The sequence below is a fragment of the Sphingomonas sp. SORGH_AS_0789 genome, assembly GCF_031453055.1.
Classification (GTDB): domain Bacteria; phylum Pseudomonadota; class Alphaproteobacteria; order Sphingomonadales; family Sphingomonadaceae; genus Sphingomonas.
The window spans coordinates 1756013-1772968 of the sequence record NZ_JAVIYV010000001.1; the positions used below are offsets into that span (position 1 = coordinate 1756013).

At 69.5% G+C, this 16956-nt stretch carries 12 protein-coding genes; 4 read left to right on the forward strand and 8 right to left on the reverse strand.

From position 1 onward, the window contains the following. Window positions 1-92: 92 nt before the first annotated feature. The 4 genes from QE360_RS08140 to QE360_RS08155 all read right to left on the reverse strand — a co-directional run bounded on the left by QE360_RS08140 (window position 93) and on the right by QE360_RS08155 (window position 6088). Window positions 93-1682, reverse strand: coding sequence for a TolC family outer membrane protein (locus QE360_RS08140; RefSeq protein ID WP_309700667.1), 1590 nt, complete (start codon window positions 1680-1682; stop codon window positions 93-95). Then, window positions 1672-3015 (reverse strand): HlyD family type I secretion periplasmic adaptor subunit, encoded by a 1344-nt coding sequence (locus QE360_RS08145; protein ID WP_309700669.1) that lies wholly within the window; start codon window positions 3013-3015, stop codon window positions 1672-1674. Before QE360_RS08145 ends, QE360_RS08140 begins: the two co-directional genes overlap by 11 nt. Beyond that, window positions 3012-4769: a type I secretion system permease/ATPase gene (locus QE360_RS08150; protein WP_309700671.1), complete on the reverse strand. Its 1758-nt coding sequence runs from the start codon at window positions 4767-4769 to the stop codon at window positions 3012-3014. Before QE360_RS08150 ends, QE360_RS08145 begins: the two co-directional genes overlap by 4 nt. 83 nt (window positions 4770-4852) lie before the next feature. After that, a complete protein-coding gene (locus tag QE360_RS08155; RefSeq protein WP_309700673.1) occupies window positions 4853-6088 on the reverse strand; it encodes a histidine-type phosphatase in 1236 nt (411 codons plus the stop codon). A 199-nt stretch (window positions 6089-6287) separates the two neighbouring features. On the opposite strand from QE360_RS08155, the gene QE360_RS08160 reads away from it, so the two are divergent. Together QE360_RS08160 and QE360_RS08165 are read left to right on the forward strand one after the other, a co-directional pair. Continuing rightward, window positions 6288-9095: a TonB-dependent receptor gene (locus tag QE360_RS08160; protein WP_309700676.1), complete on the forward strand. Its 2808-nt coding sequence runs from the start codon at window positions 6288-6290 to the stop codon at window positions 9093-9095. 186 nt (window positions 9096-9281) lie between these two features. Beyond that, window positions 9282-10037 carry a DeoR/GlpR family DNA-binding transcription regulator gene (locus QE360_RS08165; protein ID WP_309700678.1) on the forward strand — a complete coding sequence of 252 codons (756 nt, stop codon included), beginning with the start codon at window positions 9282-9284 and terminating at the stop codon, window positions 10035-10037. Here QE360_RS08165 and QE360_RS08170 read toward each other — a convergent pair. Beyond that, the gene (locus QE360_RS08170; RefSeq protein ID WP_309700680.1) at window positions 9995-11299 is read right to left on the reverse strand and encodes an MFS transporter; all 1305 of its coding nucleotides are present in this window, start codon (window positions 11297-11299) and stop codon (window positions 9995-9997) included. The genes QE360_RS08165 and QE360_RS08170 overlap by 43 nt on opposite strands. Window positions 11300-11414: 115 nt before the next feature. On the opposite strand from QE360_RS08170, the gene QE360_RS08175 reads away from it, so the two are divergent. Next, window positions 11415-12350 carry a glutaminase gene (locus tag QE360_RS08175; RefSeq protein WP_307101040.1) on the forward strand — a complete coding sequence of 312 codons (936 nt, stop codon included), beginning with the start codon at window positions 11415-11417 and terminating at the stop codon, window positions 12348-12350. Here QE360_RS08175 and QE360_RS08180 read toward each other — a convergent pair. From QE360_RS08180 to QE360_RS08190, 3 genes are read right to left on the reverse strand one after another with little or no spacing between them, the layout of a single operon-like run. Then, window positions 12256-12630: a hypothetical protein gene (locus tag QE360_RS08180; protein ID WP_307101038.1), complete on the reverse strand. Its 375-nt coding sequence runs from the start codon at window positions 12628-12630 to the stop codon at window positions 12256-12258. The two genes, QE360_RS08175 and QE360_RS08180, sit on opposite strands and share 95 nt — an antisense overlap. After that, window positions 12623-14188: a PepSY-associated TM helix domain-containing protein gene (locus tag QE360_RS08185; RefSeq protein WP_309700683.1), complete on the reverse strand. Its 1566-nt coding sequence runs from the start codon at window positions 14186-14188 to the stop codon at window positions 12623-12625. The genes QE360_RS08180 and QE360_RS08185 overlap by 8 nt, the downstream gene beginning before the upstream one ends. Then, entirely contained in the window at window positions 14185-14511 is a 327-nt protein-coding gene (locus tag QE360_RS08190; protein ID WP_309700685.1) for a hypothetical protein, read from the reverse strand. Before QE360_RS08190 ends, QE360_RS08185 begins: the two co-directional genes overlap by 4 nt. Before the next feature lie 82 nt (window positions 14512-14593). Here QE360_RS08190 and QE360_RS08195 point away from each other — a divergent pair, with 82 nt between their 5' ends. Next, window positions 14594-16879 carry a TonB-dependent siderophore receptor gene (locus QE360_RS08195; RefSeq protein WP_309700687.1) on the forward strand — a complete coding sequence of 762 codons (2286 nt, stop codon included), beginning with the start codon at window positions 14594-14596 and terminating at the stop codon, window positions 16877-16879. Window positions 16880-16956: the final 77 nt, after the last annotated feature.

Genomic DNA, 16956 nt, shown 5'->3' on the forward strand with positions numbered 1-16956 from the left:
GTGTAATTCCATCGAGAGCGGGACACCCCTCCGTCAGGCCTTCGGCCTGCCACCTCCCCTTGCAGGGGAGGAATAGCGACATGGGCTCGGTCCTAGCGTGCCCCGCCGGTTACCACCGTGTCGCTGAGGTCGCCGAAGGAGGGCGCCGGAAGCACCGGCATCGGCGTAACCGGCAGCGACTGGCCCAGTCCCGCCGGGGGCATGGCCGTGGCGGGGTGGAGCACCGGATCGGTCGCGGCGGCCAGCACGGGTGCGGGCTTTGCCGCCGCCGAAGGGCGCGCGGCGCGGTCGATCGGGGCGAGGATCGGGTCGAAGGGGCCGAAGACCTGCTTTTTTACCTGCCGGATATGGGCCGAGGCGTCATAGCTCGGCACCCCGGCCTCGATCACCCCCGCCTGCAACCGGCCCAGCGTCGCCAACAGCCGCGCCTGCGCGACATAGCCCGAATAGCGCGCATTGGTCTCGACGATCTGGGCGTTGAGCAGCCGCTGTTCCGAATCGAGCACCTCGAAATTGGACCGGAAGCCTTCCTGGAACCCGCGCCGCACGCCGGTCAGCGCGGCCTCGGCCGCCTGGGTGGCCAGCTGGCCCGAATCCTGTTGGGTCTGCGCCGCGACCGACTGGTTCCAGCTGTCCTGGACATTGGCGAGCGCCTGTCGCCGGGTACTTTCCGCCTCGAAGCCCAGTTGCTGGCGCTCGGCGACGGCGGCGCGGATGCGCGATCCGATCAGCCCGCCCGCGAGCAGCGGCATGGTGACGCTGACGCCCCCGGTCGCCTGTCCGCCCAGGTCGCGGATCTGATAGGAATAGGGACTGGCATAGCCATAGCCGCCGGTCAGCGCGACGATCGGTGCGCGCTCGGCGCGCTGCGCGGCGATCCGGGCGTCGCCCGCGCGTGCGGCCATGATCGCCTGCCAGATGGCGGGGCTTTCCTTTTCGGCGATCTGGAACGCGGCGTCGAGCGAGGCGGGGCTGCCCGGCAGGCGCGGCGGCGGGGCGAGGCGGCCGGGATTGCGACCGACCAGCGCGGCGAAGCGCGCGCGGCTGGATTGCAGATTGGCCTCGGCCTGGGCCAGCTGCGCGCGGATGATCTCGCGCTGGGCGCGCGCCTGCGCGATGTCGGTGCGGGTCAGGTCGCCGCCGCGTTCGCGCGCGACCGCCTGGTCCACCTGTCGGCCATAGCTGTCGAGCGAGCGGGTCTGGATCGCCACCAGCGCCTGGTCGCGCAGGACCGAGGCATAGGCGTCGACCACCGCGAGCAATATCTCGTTCTCGGTCTCGCGCAGCCGCTCGCGCCCCGCCAGCACGGTCGCCTCGGCGGCGGACACCTGCGCAGCGGTCCGCCCGCCATTGAGCAGGATTTGCGAGGCGGAGATGGTCGCCCCCATGGTCCGCGACCGCACCGTCCCGAACTGGTCGAGCAGGTTGCGCTGGTCCTGCTGGCGATATTGGAAATTGACGTTCACCCCGACGCTCAACCGGTAAGGCGAGCTCGCCTGGATGATCTGTTCGTCGTGCGCGCGCAGCTGCGCCCGCCCCGCCTCCAGCGTGGGATTGGTGCGATAGGCATCGGCGATGGCACGGTCGAGCGTGTCGGGATCGTACAGCTCCTGCGCGGCGGCCGGGGCGGCGGCCAGCATAAGCGGCAGGCAGGCGAGGCGGCGCAGCGCGTCAGCGTTCATGGAAGGACTTCGCAAAGGCCTCGGTCAGCGGATCGAGGAGATATTGCAGCGCGGTCCGCTTGCGCAGCGGCACGGTGACCGCGACCGGCACGCCCGCCCGGATGCCGGTATCGCCGCCTCGCACCGCCGCGATGCGGGCGATCTGGTCGCGCGGCACCGCGACCTCGGCGGAGAAATAACTGCGGCCCGAGGCTTCGTCGCGCAGCGCGTCGGCCGACACCGAATGGACCGTGCCGGTCAGGATCGGCAGCCCCCGGTCGTGGAGCGACAGGAACTTCACCTCGGCGGGCCGCCCTGCGACGACGCCGTCGATGTCGCCGGGCGCGAAATTGGCGCGCACGATCAGCGGTGCGGCATCGGGTACGATGTCGAGGATCGGCTGCCCCGCCTGGATCACCCCGCCCACGGTAAAGACGCGCAGGCCGACGACCCGACCCGAGACCGGCGCGCGGATCTCGGTACGCGCCAGCTGCTCGCGGGCCGAGGCCCATTTGGGCTGCATCTCGTTCAGTTGGAACTGGGTGTCGCGAAGGGCGGCGGCGGCGTCCTCGACCTGGCGGCGGCGGGTCTGGACCATCTGCGCGCGGGTCTGGCCGATCTGTTCGCGCGCGGCGGCGGAGCGCGAGCTGTAATCGGCATCGGCCCCCTCCAGCTGCTGCATCGAGCGTTCGATCGAGCGGACCGTGTTGCGCGAGACATAGCCCTCATCGGCCAGCCGCCTCGTGCTCTCCAGCTGCTGGGCCAGGCTCTCGCGCTGGCGGGCGGTGGCCTGGGCCTGGGCGTTATAGCCCGATGTCTGGCGACCGACCTCGGCGGCCTGCTGGCGCAGCACCTGGTCGCTGGCAGCGAGCGCGGCGTTGCGGCTGCGCAGCTGCGCCAGTTGCAGCGCTTCGGCGCGCGCGATCAGCGGGCGGTCCTCGGCCGATGCCGTGGCGAAGTCGGTGGGCCAGACGACGGCGCGGCCCGCAATCTCCGCCTCGAGCCGCGCCTTTTGCGCCTGGAGATCGATGACGCTGGCGGCGAGCGCACGTTCGCTGGCGGCGACCTCTGCCCCCTCCAGCCGGAACAGGATCTGGCCCGCCGTCACATGCTGGCCGTCGCGGACTGCCATCGCCTTGACGATACCGCCGTCGCGGTGCTGGACGGTGCGGCGATTGCCCGACACCGTGACCTGGCCTTCGCCCGCCGCCGCCGCGTCGAGCCGCGCGACCGCCGCCCAGCCCAGGCCGACGACGAAGAACAGGAAGGCAATGATGCTGCCCAGCCGGATCGCGGCGCGCGGCGAATCGTCGAGGTGCAGCCGCTCGGCCAGCTGGGCGCGGGCGGGGGTCATCGGCCGCCCCCGGCATGGACGAAGCCTTCGTCGGGGCGGCCCGGCGCCTGCGACCGGATCACCTTGGCGCGGTCGTCGAACAGCTGCACCTTGCCGTCGCGCAGCAGCAGCACCTTGTCGACGATCTGGAGCAGGCCGGTGCGATGGGTCGAGACGATCACCGTCGCCTTGCGTTCGCGCAAGGACAGGATGCAGCGCGCCAGCCGCGCCTCGCCCTCGCTGTCGAGATGCGCATTGGGTTCGTCGAGGAACAACAGGGTCGGCCGCCCGAACAGCGCGCGGGCCAGCGCCACCGCCTGGCCCTGTCCGGCGGACAGCCCCGCCTCGCCGCGCTCCAGCATCGTGGCATAGCCGTGCGGCAGGCCCAGGATCACGTCATGCGCGCCCGCCTCCTGCGCGGCGGCGACGACCTCGGCGTCCAGCGCCTCGCTCTCGCCGTCGAGGACGCCGCGGAAGCGCGCGATATTGGTATGGACGGAGGCGGGGAACAGCGTCGGCGCCTGCGGCATGAAGCCGAGATGGCGGCCCAGCTGCTCGCGGTTCCAGTCGGCCAGCGACGCGCCGTCGATCCGCACCTCGCCGCCATCGGGCGCCTGCGCGCCCGCCAGCACGCGCAGCAGCGTCGACTTGCCCGCGCCGCTGGGGCCGACCAGTGCGACGACCTCGCCGGGATTCACCGCAAAGCTGATGTCCGACAGGATGGCGCGGTCGCCGCCGGGGGCCCGCACCTCCAGCCCGCGCACCTCGATCCGGCCGATGGGGGCGGGCAGGGTGGTGGTCGTGCGCTCGGGGCCGGGGCGGCGGCAGAAACCGTCGAGCGAGCGCCACGCCTCGCGCGCGGCGGTCAGCGGCTTGATCGCGCCGAGGATCTGCTCGACCGGCTGGAGCGCGCGGCCCAGCAGCAGCGAGGCGGCGAAGATCGCGCCGCCCGAAATCTCCTGCTTCACCGCCAGCCAGGCGCCCAGCGCCAGCGCCAGCGATTGCAGCAGCTGGCGCAGGAATTTGGTGACCGCCAGGAACTGCCCCGACCGGCGCGAAAGCGATGCCTGCCGCCGCGCCAGATCGGCGCGTTCCAGCAGGTGGCGGGTGACGAGCGCGTCTCGCATCCCCAGAGCCTGCGCCACGTCGGAGGCGAGGATCGAGGCGTCCTGCTCGCGCTGCGCCAGCGCGGTGCGGCCGCGCAGCGCGACGACGCTGGATTCGGTCATCCGCTCGCTGGCAATGGCGATCGCGCCCAGCAACAGCGCGCTGACCAGGGTCAGCACGCCGATCCATGGGTGCAGCAGAAAGGCGATCAGGATGTAGATCGGGGCCCAGGGTGCGTCGAACAGCGCGATGACGGGCGCGCCGGTCAGGGTGGAGCGAACCGTGTCGAAATCGCGCATCGCCTGCGCGCGCTCCATCACGGTGCCGCTTGGCGACCCCAGGATGCGCAGCAGGATGGCGGGCGCCAGCCGCCGCTCCAGCCGGATGCTGGCGCGCAGCAGCAGCCGCATCCGCACCGCGTCCAGAATCGCATAGACGCCCAGCGCGATCGTCAGGATCAGCGTCAGCAGCAGCAGCGTCGGCACGCCGCGCGTCGGCACCACCCGGTCATAGACCTGGAGCATGAAGATCGACGGCGCGAGGTTGAGGAGGTTGATCATCCCCGAAAACCCCGCCGCCGCGATCAGGTGCGGACGACAGCCGCGGACCACCGGCATCAGGCCGGGGCTCGGCGATCCGTGGGACGGGACGGAATCGGGGGGCGACATGATCGCCGCTATAGACCCCAAAGGGTAAGCGAAGCCTTTAATCCGCCATCCGTTTCGTCCCGGATTACGACACCCGGCCGGGCTTACCGGGCCAGCGGCGCCAGACGGCGGCCGAACAGCGCGACGAAGCGGTCGAGCGGGCAGGGCGCGGCGGCGGGACAGCCGGGCACGCGGATGGGCGTGACGGTCACGTCTGCCGACTGGCGGCGCAGGCGATCGGGCGACTGGGTGCGATAGGACAGGGTGACGAAGCGCCGACCCCGGCGATCATGCCAGCGCTCGATCATCACCGCCCCGCCCGGCGCGGCATCGTTGGTCGCATAGCCCGGCGCGACGAGGTCGAAGCCGAGCAGCCCGGCCAGCGCGGTGACGTTGGTGTCGTGCCCGACCAGCATGTCGACCTTGCGCCCGTCGCGGGCGGTCAGCGCGTCGATCATGTGGCGGCCGAACGCGGCCGACTGGTGCGCCGCCATATAGGGCGAGCGCGAATAGACGTCGAACAGCGCGGCATGGACCGCACCCAGCCGGGCCAGCACCGCGCCATCGACCGGCACGCCGCCGACCGAGGGCGACAGCCCCTCGGCATATTGCAGCAGCAGCACCTGCGCGGTGCCCGAGGCGGTGCGGATCGGACCCGACAGGTCGATGCCCTTGCCATCGGCCGAGGGCGTCAGGCGCGGCGCGCCCGCCGGATCGCATCCCTTGGGATCGCCGCAGCCCAGCACCGAATCGAGCAGGCGCAACGCGTCGCGATGCCGCGCGGCCAGCGCGTCCATGCCGCCGGTGAAGCGGCCGATGTCCGCCACCGCCGCCGTCGCGTCGAAGCGGGTGGCACGGGCGCGCAGCGGCTCGAACAGCGGATCGGCCTCGCCCACGGGGCGATGGCCGATGGTCAGCGTACAGCCGGGGGCGAGGCCCTGGGCATAGGCCCGTCCGCTGGCGATGGTGCGCGGCGAACTGTTGGTCCAGATGCGGATGCTGTCGGATGCCGGGCATCCTTTGGCGGGGAGCAGGCCGCGTGCCGCCCAGTCGGCGCGGTCGGCGCGCGCCTCGGTCGCCAGCGCCTCGGCCCCGCGCGGGGTCAGCTGGCTTTCGGGCGTCGTCCAATGTGGCCAGGGGCTGGCGGTGCGGGTGCCGTGCGGCACTTCCCCGTCCAGCGGCGCGCGGACGCCGTGGCGCATCAGCAGGACCACCCGGTCCAGGGTCAGGCCCCTGGTGCCCGGCGCCTGCGCCGCGACCGGCGCGGCCAGTGCGGAGGCGGTGATCAGGAAAAGCGCGGATCGCAGGTGGCGGCGAAGGGTGGCGGAGATAGGAGTCATGTTGGAGCTTTGAACCGTTTCCGGGTCAGGACTGTGACATTGACCGGGCGGATCGTGCCGAAGCGACTATCCCGCGGTCATTTTTTCAAATTCATCAAAATTCGGTCAATAAGTCATCGGACTGTCACAGCCCGTCTCTAGCGGGGCCGTCGAAGGCGCCCGGGGGGCGTCGCCATCACGATGTCCCAGGGGGAAAACCATGACCGCTTCGTTCAAGCGGGCGCATGTCGTGCGCCTATTGTGCGGCACCGCCGCCACGCTGATGCTGGCCACGCCGGCGCTGGCCGCCGATCCGACCGATCCGATCGCCACGGCCAATGCGCCGACCGTCACCGACACCGATCCGCAGGTCGGCGAGGATGTGGTCGTCAAGGGTCATCGCCAGGCGGTGGTCGACGCGCAGGACGAACAGCTGCGCAGCCAGTCGCTGGCCACCGTCGTCTCGGGCGAGGAACTGCGCCTTCAGCCGCAGCAGAATCTGGCCGACCTGCTGACCCGCCTGCCGGGGATCAGCTCGTCGGTGGACCAGTCGCGCAACGCGGCGGCGACCGGCGAGGCGCAATATGTCTCGATCCGCGGTCTCGACACCTCGTACAACGCCTATTCGCTCGACGGCGTGCGGCTGGCGCAGACCGATGCGCGCACCCGCGCCATCTCGATGAACCTGCTGTCGCCCTTCTCGCTCCAGACGGTGCGCGTCGACAAGGCGCCGACCGCCAAATATGATGGCGACGCGATCGCGGGCATCATCGACATGGTGCCGATCACCGCCTTCGACCTGCCCAACCATCGCAGCCAGATCCGCCTGCAGGGCCAGGTGGCGGGCCGTGCCGTCGCGCGCGGCGAGGACCCCTGGGGCGGCGTCGCGCAGGTCGAGACCGCGCAGCGCTTCGGCAATTTCGGCATCTATGCCTCGGCCTATTACGGGCTGAAGCATGTGCTGGGCGAGTCGACCGCGGTCCAACACGACTGGGAGAAGTATAACAACAACATCCCCGGCATGATCCGCGACAATCTGGACAATCTGTTCGCACGCGGTGTCCAGTGGCAGTCGTTCCGCAACCGCATCGAGCGGATGGGCGGGACGCTGAACCTCGACTGGAAGGGCGAGAGCACCGACTTGTACCTGCACTCGACCTATGGCCGGTACAATCTCAAGAGCTGGATGGACCAGACCGCGCTGCGCCAGACCAGCCTGGCCCCCGACCAGATCAACCCGAACCCCAACAAGGGCTCGTACGACGCCGCAGGCTATCGCGCCGATTACGGCCTGACCGCGACGCATTATTTCCGCACCGAGCACAGCAACCAGGAACTGGTGACGACCAAGCTGGGCGGCCAGACCCGCTCGGGCGACTTCACCTTCGACTATCACGGCGCCTATTCGCGCGGGTCGCAGGATTACCCGCTGCGCATCCAGTCGGGCTTTGCGGGCCGTCCCTATATCGGCACCGCCGACAATACGGGCGTCGCCAATTACCGCATGGTCACCTCGATCGGCCAGCGTAACTTTCCGCAGGTCGTGCTGACCGACGCGGCGCGCGCCTATCTGAGCGACCTGACCAAGCTGAAGCAATGGTATGTCACCCAGCAGTTCGAGAACACCTGGGAACGCCGCCTGGAGGGGCAGTTCGACACGACCTGGCATCATGCCGACCAGGGTCTGGTGTCCATCTCGGCGGGTGCCAAGGTCGAGGATGCCAAGCGTTACGCCAATGCGCTGGGCGATGACGGCGCGCTGCAATATACCTTCCCCAATGCGGACGGCAGCAATTCGCCGCGTTACGCCGCGACCGGCCCCGCGCTGACCTCGCTGCCCGGCCGGATGCTCGGCGGGTTCATGAACAATGCCGCGCAGGTGCCGATCTTCCTGATCGACACCGGCTATATCGAGGATCAGGTCCGCCAGCTCTCGACGCCCAAGCTCGCCAATCTCGATCCGGTCAAGCTGAAGGAAAACCGCCTCGACGGTCGCGAGAACCGGCTGAGCGGCTATGCCATGGCGACGATGCAGTTCGGCGACCTTCAGGTCGTGCCGGGCCTGCGCTACGAATATAACCGGTTCAAGGGCACCTATTGGCAGGACCAGGGCAACGACACCGGCAAGTTCGCGACCTCCAGCCGCAATTATGACATGTGGCTGCCCAGCGTCATCGCCAATTACCGGCCGAACGACGACATGGTCGTCCGCGCCTCGATCCGGAAGAGCTATTCGCGGCCTGCCTTCGACCTGCTGCTCGGGCCGACGCAGGTGACCCGCAACGATCTGGGCGAGGTGACGGGGGTGTTCATCCCCAACCCCAATCTGAATGCCCAGACCTCGTGGAACTACGACGCCTCGGTCGAATATAAGGGGCAGGGCACCGACTTCTTCTCGATCAGCCCCTTCTACAAGCAGCTCAACCACGTCCTGTTCGCGACCGGCACCACCAACGCGACCGGCGACTATAACATCTGGGGCAACCCGCAGTCGGAACAGCAGGGCGGGGTCGAGGTGTCGAGCCTGACCACCAACGCCACCGGCAAGATCTATGGTGTCGAACTGTTCGGCCGCTATGCGCTGAAGGGGCTGCCGGGGCTGCTCGACGGGCTGGGCCTCCAGGCCAATGTCACGGTGCAGCGCGCCAATGCGCGCGTCTTCGTCAACGGCCAGATGCGCGACCAGCGCATGACCCAGGCGCCCAAGATCATGTACAACGCCGCGCTGTTCTACAGCCATGGCGGCCTGTCGGCGGAGTGGAACTACAACTACACCGGCGACCGCCTGTACGATCTGCGCTCCAGCCGCCCGGACACCTATATCCAGCCGACGACGATCTCCAACCTGATCGTCAACTATGTCCTGCCCTCGGGCCTGACGGTCGGCATGTCGGTGCAGAACCTGTTCAACGAGCACAGCTACTGGGCGACGACCAGCGAGCGGAAGGCCTATCTCTCGAACGACCGCAAGGGCGGCTATGTCGAGACGGGGCGCATCTACATGCTGAACCTGACCTACGCCTTCTGACCCGATCCTTCTCCCCGATCCGATACGCGCCCCCCGCGGGTATCGGAGCGCACCTCACGCCGATGGCCCGCAAAGCCATCGGCGTCTTTGTGTGCGGCCTGTGGCGTTTCTGGCCGGATGCGACGGCCGATTGACCGAAACGCCCCGCCGTCTAGCATGACCCCGATAGCAGGAGCCCGAACAGCCATGATGAAACGCCAGCGCCGCCAGACCGAGATCGTGGCGCTACTCGGAGAGGGGAATTTCCGCGGCATCGGCGATCTGGCGGCGGCGCTGTCGGTGTCCGAGGAGACGATCCGGCGCGAACTGCGCGTGCTGGAGGCATCGGGCGCGGTCGTGCGCGCGCACGGCGCGGTGCGGCTGGCCAAGGTGGAGACGGAGGGCTCGTTCGCCACCCGCCTGCAACGCCATGCCGAGGCCAAGCAGCGGATCGCGGCCGCGGTGGCGCAGATCGTCGCGGACGGCCAGACCCTGTATATCGATGCCAGCACCACCGGCCATTATGTCGCCCGCGCGCTGCGCGATCACCAGCGGCTGACCGTCATCACCAATGCGGTGGGGGTCGCCGCCGAGCTGGGCGGGCGCAACGACAACCGGGTGCTGCTGGCCGGGGGTGAGCTGGATTATGAATATCGCGCCTGTTTCGACGCGACGGCGCGCGACTATCTGGCGATGTTCACGCCCTCGCTGGCGATCCTGTCGGTCGAATCGGTCAATCTCGACCATGGCTTTGCGGATTATCATGCGGGCGAGGCGGCGGTGTGCCGGATGATGATCGCCCGCGCGCGCCGCACGGTGATCGCGGCCGATGCCAGCAAGTTCGACCGCCACGGCACCGTCCAGGTCGCCGCGCTCGACGGCGTCGCCATGCTGGTGACCGACGTGCCGCTGTCGCCCGCTTATGCCGAGGCGCTGGCGGCGGTGGAGGTCGTCGTCGCCTGACCGCGCGGAATGGCGAGCGCGACGACCGCGCCCGCCAGCGCCAGCGCGACATGGATCATCCAGAAACGGGGCGCGCTCATCACCGGATAGAGCGTGCCCAGCTGCCCGACGACCAGATGCGCGACGAAGCCGTGGAGATAGAACAGCCCGGTCATCATCCCCCGCCGGCCGGGCGGCGCGGCGGCGGTGACGATCGCCAGCGCAGAGGGCCAGGACAGCACCACGCCGATGCCGAGCAGCAGGATCGCCGCCAGCGGCCACGCCAGCCCCACCGCGCCGACCCGCATCGACAACAGCGCGATCAGGCCATAGCCGAGTGCGATCGCCACGCCGCCCAGCGCCAGCTTGATCCCCGCAGCGGGCTCGCACCGCCGCCGCGCGAGCCAGGGCCAGAGCCGATACGCCCCCAGCGCCAGCGCGATGGTGAACAGTCCGTCCGCCGCCGCCAGCCAGCCGGGCGGCACGGCGAACCCGCCGACCGACAGCGCGACCCGCGCCTCGGCCCAGACCAGCACGATATTGGTCAGCTGCTCATAGGCGCAGAAGCACAAGGTGACCGCGACGATGGCGGGCACCACCTGCCGCCACGCGACGGCCGCTCCGTCGTCCCGCGCCGCCGCTGCGACCGTGACGCGGGGGGCGGCGCGCAGCAGTAGCACCGCCACCGCCATGCTCGCCGCCATCGCGGCGAAGGCGGTGCCGAACCCGTACCGCTCGGCCAGCCAGCCGCACAGCAGCGGCCCGAGCAGCGCGCCGCCGTTGAGGAACGCCAGATAGGCCGCGAACAGCCGCTCGCCTCCCGCCGACCCGCGCAGCGCGCCGACCTCCGCCGCCAGATTGCCCTTGAGCAGCCCGATCCCGCCGATCAGCAGGCCCAGCCCGACCAGCGCGAAGGGCCGCCCCGTCAGCGCGACCAGCCCCGCCGCCATCAGCCCCGCGCCGACGAACATCGCGACCCGCCGCCGCCCGCTGCGATCCGCCAGCCATCCGCCCAGCGGCAGGATCAGATAGGTCAGCGCGCCGTACAGCCCGTAAAGCTGCGAGGCGAAGGCGATGTCGCCTCGCGTCCCCGTCACCCCCTCGATCGCGGCGCGCAACCCGGCCAGGCCGAGGACCGGCGGCCCCCAGGGGCGCAGCAGGTCGGTCAGCAGGAACAGGGTAAGGAGCGACTTGGCACCCTGAATCGCGAATCGCTCCCAGGCCTCGACCCCGGCAAGGGTCCAGAATCCGGGGGCGGGCGGGGGCGTGTCCCTGTCGCGCATGGCGTTGCTGTCGGTCCGTCGTCGGGCTTGGGGAGGAAGCGACGGCTCCCTAGCGGCGGTTTATGACGGGTTCGCGGCGCTCGACAAAGTGTCGCGCGCACGGCACGACGGCGCCATGGACCTGTCCGCCATCGTCGCCGACATCGCCGCCGAGATGGCGGAGGCCCCCGACCGGGGCAAACCGGCCGATTACATCCCCGCGCTGGCGGGCATCGATCCGCGCCGTTTCGGCATCGCCATCGTCGAGGCGGACGGCCAATGCCATCTGGCGGGTGATGCCGAGGAGAGCTTCTCGATCCAGAGCATCTCCAAGGTCTTCGCGCTGACCCTGGCGCTGGGCGCGGTCGGCGACCAGCTGTGGCGGCGGGTGGGGCGTGAGCCGTCGGGCACCGCGTTCAACTCGATCGTGCAGCTGGAAACCGAACAGGGCATCCCGCGCAACCCGTTCATCAATGCGGGCGCGATCGTCGTCGCCGACGTGCTGCTGGGCGGTTACGAACCGCGCGAGGCGATCGGCGAGATGCTGCGCTTCGTCCGCGCGCTGACCGGAGAGGACGACATCGTCATCGACGCCGCCGTGGCGCAGGCCGAGATGGAGACGGGGCACCGCAACCAGGCGCTGGCGCATTACATGCGCGCCTTCGGCAACCTGCATCATCCGGTCGACCGGGTGCTGGGCGTCTATTTCCATTTCTGCGCGCTTGCCATGAGCTGTCGGCAGCTGGCGCTCGCCGGGCGCTATCTGATGGCGCGGGGCCTCCATCCGGGGACGGGGCGCTCGGTGGTGTCACCGCAACGGGCGCGGCGGATCAACGCGCTGATGATGAGCTGCGGCCATTATGACGGATCGGGCGAGTTCGCCTTTCGCGTCGGCCTGCCGGGCAAGTCGGGGGTGGGGGGCGGCATATTGGCGATCGTGCCCGGCCGGGCCTCGATCGCCGTATGGTCGCCGGGGCTCAACGCGCGCGGGAATTCGCAGCTTGGTACGCTGGCGCTCGAACGGCTGGTGCAGCGGACCGGCTGGTCGGTGTTCGACCCACAAGCCGGTTGACCGCGCGCAAGGGGGCGAAGGCCGCATGCGCGCGCACCGACAGGATCAGGTTGAGCGCGACGCCCGCGATCGAGGCCGCCCCCGCCAGCCGCACGATCCGCTCGCCCGTGATCGCCGTGCCGCTGCCCCACAAGGCGAGCAGCAGCACCGTCGCGCCCAGCAGCTTCAATCCGGTGCGAAGCCGGGCATCGTGCAGCGTCCCGGCGTCGCGCGCATGGCGATGGGAACCGGCGGCAAGCAACCAGAAGCCGACAAGGCACAGGGCGATCGTATCAAGCATGGGCAGGCTCCGAAAAGCGGCGGGTCCGTGTGGGAGTACGGGCGGCGGGGCGCGCGCTGACCCGCGCGGCGACGGCGAAGCCGGCGCCGATGGCGAGACAGGCGAGATCGAAGGCGAGGAAGACCTGATCCCCGTCGAGCAGCGAGGGGATCAGCCAGCGGGTGTCGGTCAGCGCGTTGACGACCGGGATCGCGGTCCAGAACAGACCCGCGACACCGAACAGGATCGTCCAGGCGCGCCGCGCGGGCAGGCCAAGCTGGGCGAGTGCGAGCAGGCCCCAGGTCCAGAACATCGCCGACACTTCCATATCGGCGCGGCCCGCCATCCCCGCCGGGATCAGCCGGTTGGCGAGGAGATAGGCCGCCATGCCGCACGGAAAGGCGGCAATGACCGCGATGTTCAGCCGCTCGGCCAGCCGGAGCCCGAAAAAGGGCGCCGCGCCCGGCTTGCGCCGCTTGGCGGTCCAGAGCAGCAGCCCGGTGCCGACCATCGCCGCGCCGGTCAGCCCCATCACGAAATAGGCCCAGCGCAGCGCGGGCCCGGCGAATTGCGCCAGGTGCAAGCCCAGCAGGACGCCCGCCGTCTGGATCGCCGAGGCGGGCGCGCCGCTCCGGCTGAGGAACCGGCCGGTCGCGCCCTCATAGACGACGATCGGGGTCTGCGCACTGATCGCGCCATGCTTGGCCTGTGCGATCGTCACGCGCGCGGCGGCGTCGCCCGGATTGGTCACGATGACGCGGGTGGCGGGGCCGCCCAGACGGCGCTCGGCATCCTGGATCAGCGGCGCGATCGCCACGAGCGGACGGCGCACGCCGCTGGCGGGCACGTCGTCGGGCTGGCCATAGGCGGTCTGGACGAACTGCGCGGGCTTGGCGTAATTCATCACGATCGGGTACGGCATGTACATGGTGATCAGGGTGATCAGCCCGGTATAGGCGATCATCGCGTGATAGGGCAGGCCGAGCACGGCAGTGACGTTGTGCGCGTCGAGCCAGCTGCGCTGTCCCTTGTTCCAGCGCAATGTGAAGAAGTCGGCGAAGATCCGCTTGTGGGTGATCACGCCCGAGATGATCGCGCCCAGCATCGCCATCGCGCACAGCCCCGCCAGCCAGCGGCCCCAGGGGTACGGCAATTGCAGCTGGAAGTGGAAGCGATAGAAATGCTCGCCCCCGCGCGTCTCGCGCGCGGTCAGGGGCGCGCCGCTGACCGGATCGAGGTCCAGCTCGGTCCCGCGCGCCTTGGGATCGGGCTTGGCGGGGATGCGGAAGACGCGGGTGGCGATCGTCCGCGCGTCGGGCAGATAGATATACCATTGCAGGTCGTCGCCGCCGACCCGCGCGAGATGGCGGACCGCCGAGGTCGCCGCCTGTGCCGGGGTCGCGACGGCGGGGCGGATCTCCGGCTGCATCCACTGGGTGATTTCGGGGCGGAAATAGGCCGAGGTCCCGGTCAGGAACATGGTGAACAGGATCCACCCGGCGATCAGGCCCAGCCAGCCATGCGCCCAGGCCATGGTCTGCCGCCAGCCGCGCTGCACCGGGGTCGTCGCCTCGCTCACGCGCGGACCCCCAGCCACCAGAGCAGTGCCGCCATGACCAGCGCGCCGCCCCAGACCACCGCGGCAACGCGCGCCAGCCTTATCTCGTGCAGCGCCCACAGCCCGATGCCCGCATAGACCAGGAAGGACAGGATCATCGGCCATCCGGTCGCCTCGACCCGCGACCGCGCGTCCGACACCGGCAGGATGCGCGCGGTCAGCATCGCGGCGGCCACCGCGAATCCATAGCCGCCGACCGCAGCGGTCAGCCAGCGACAGCCCATGGCGACGCCACCGCGCCACCCCGAAGGAGCCTGTCCGTCCATGGCCTGGCGTGACGCCACCCGCGCTTTCCCCTTGTCATCTCGATGTCATCGCTTTAGCAGCATTTGAGAGTCACTATCAATAGCGGTTAAGGAAAATATCATGCGGGGATTTCGTGCGGCATGGCTGGCGGCCTGCGCCACGGGCGCCCTTGTCGGCGTCGCCACGCCCGCCATGGCCACACCGGCCATCGCCGCGCCCACTCCTGGGGACGACGATCCCCAGCGGCTGCGCAACGAGGAGATCGTGGTCGAGGGACAGCGCGAGAAGAAGAGCGCGGCCTCGGGCACCAAGACCGACATTCCGCTGATCGCCACGGCGCAGAGCATCACGGTCATCGACCAGGGGGAACTGACCCGGCGCAACGCGCTGTCGATCAACCAGGCGCTGGGCTATGTCGCGGGGGTCGCGCCCAACCAGCGCGGCAATGTCGCGACCCGCTACGACCAGCTCTATCTGCGCGGCTTTTCGCCGGGCGTGTTCATGGACGGGATGCGCCTGCTGGGCGGCGTCTATGCCATTCCGCAGGTCGACTTCCATCTGGTCGAATCGGTCGATGTGGTGAAGGGCCCGGCGGGCGTCACCTATGGCTCGGGCACGCCGGGCGGGCTGATCAACCTGACCAGCAAGCTGCCCTATGCCGGGGCGGGCGGCCGGATCGAGCTGGCGGCGGGCAATTACGCGCTGCTGCGCTCCAGCATCGACGTGAACCAGCCGCTCGACGCCGACAATCGCTGGCTGTTCCGGATGATCGCGGGGGCCGAGGAATCGGACGGCTTCATCCGATCCACCGCCAATCGCCGTTACTATGCGCGGCCGATGCTGACCTTCGCGCCCGACAAGGCGACCAGCGTCACGCTGATCCTCAACTATCAGCGCGATCCCGAATCGGGGTCGTATAGCGGCGTGCCCGTCTATGGCTCTGCGCTGCCCAATCCGTTCGGGGTGCTGCCAGTCGATTTCAACACGTCGGAGCCCTCCTATGAGGCGTTCGACCGGACTCAGAAATCGGCGACGATCCTGTTCCGCCACGACCTGAACGACCGGCTGAGCTGGACGACGAACGCACGTTATCTGGCGATCGGGCTGCATTACCGGCAGATCTATGGATCGGGCTTCCTGACGCGCGGCACCGGCGCCAATGCGAACAGCGACCTCTCCACCCTGCAACGCGGCGGCGGCGGGTCGGACGAGGCGTTCCAGACCTTCACCGTCGACAATCACCTGGTCGGCAAGCTCGATACCGGGCCGGTTCGGCACACCATTCTGGGCGGCCTCGACTGGCAGCATAATCGCGGCGAGAATTATCAGGCCTTCTACACCGGCACGAACGCGAACCCGGTGTTCAACATCCCGAACCTCAGCCTGTTCGCCCCCGTCTACGGCGTGCCGCTGCCCAGCTTCCCGCTCACCCAGACGCACAATTACACCAAGCGCGATCAGGTCGGCCTCTATCTACAGGATCAGATCGCGATCGGCGGGCTGCAATTGATCGCCAGCGGGCGCTGGGACAGCTACAACCAGACGACGCAGAATCTGAACACCAACGCGGTCTCCCGCCTGAACCAGACCGCCTTCACCACCCGGCTGGGCGCGCTGTACGAGACCCGGTTCGGGCTGGCCCCCTTCGTCAGCTATTCGGAGAGTTTCGAGCCGCAGACGGGCAGCACCTGGGACGGGCGGAACTTCACCCCCGTCACGGGCCGCCAATATGAGGCGGGGCTGAAATACCAGCCACGCGGCACGACCGCGCTGTTCACCCTGTCGGCCTTCGACCTGCGTCGCCGCAACGTGCCGGTCGCCGATCCGAACGCGGGCACCGGCAATATCCCGACCAATTCGCAGGTGCAGATCGGCGAGGTCGCGATCCGCGGGATCGAGCTGGACGGGCGCGGCACGCTGGCCCCCGGTTTCGACGTGACGGTGGCGGCGACCTATACCGATCCGCGCGTGACGCAGGGGTCTCCCGTGGTCGGCACCGGCGACCAGCTGAGCGGCGTCACCGGCACCCGGCCGCTGGGCGTGCCGCAATGGAGCGCGTCGAGCTTCCTGTCCTATGATCTGGGCAAGGCGGGTATCGCGGGCGCGCCGGGCGGGCTGAGCATCGGGGCGGGCCTGCGCTATGTCGGGGAATCGGACGGGACGGCGACCACCGTCGCGGCCGGGAAGACCGTCGTCCGCCGTTTCCAGTCGCCCGATTACTGGCTGGCCGACCTGATGCTGGGCTATGACCTGGGCCGGGTCAGCCCGGCGATGGAGGGGCTGAGCCTGACCGCCAATGTCGCCAATCTGTTCGACAAGCGCCATATCACCAGCTGCTTCTTCAACAATGGCTGCTATTACGGGGCATCGCGGACCTTTGTAGGCAGCCTGCGCTATTCTTGGTAAGGGCGCATCCGATTCATCGAAACTGACTGTTCGCCCGCCCGCCGATCGACCGGCGGCGCGGGGCGGGCCCCAAGGAG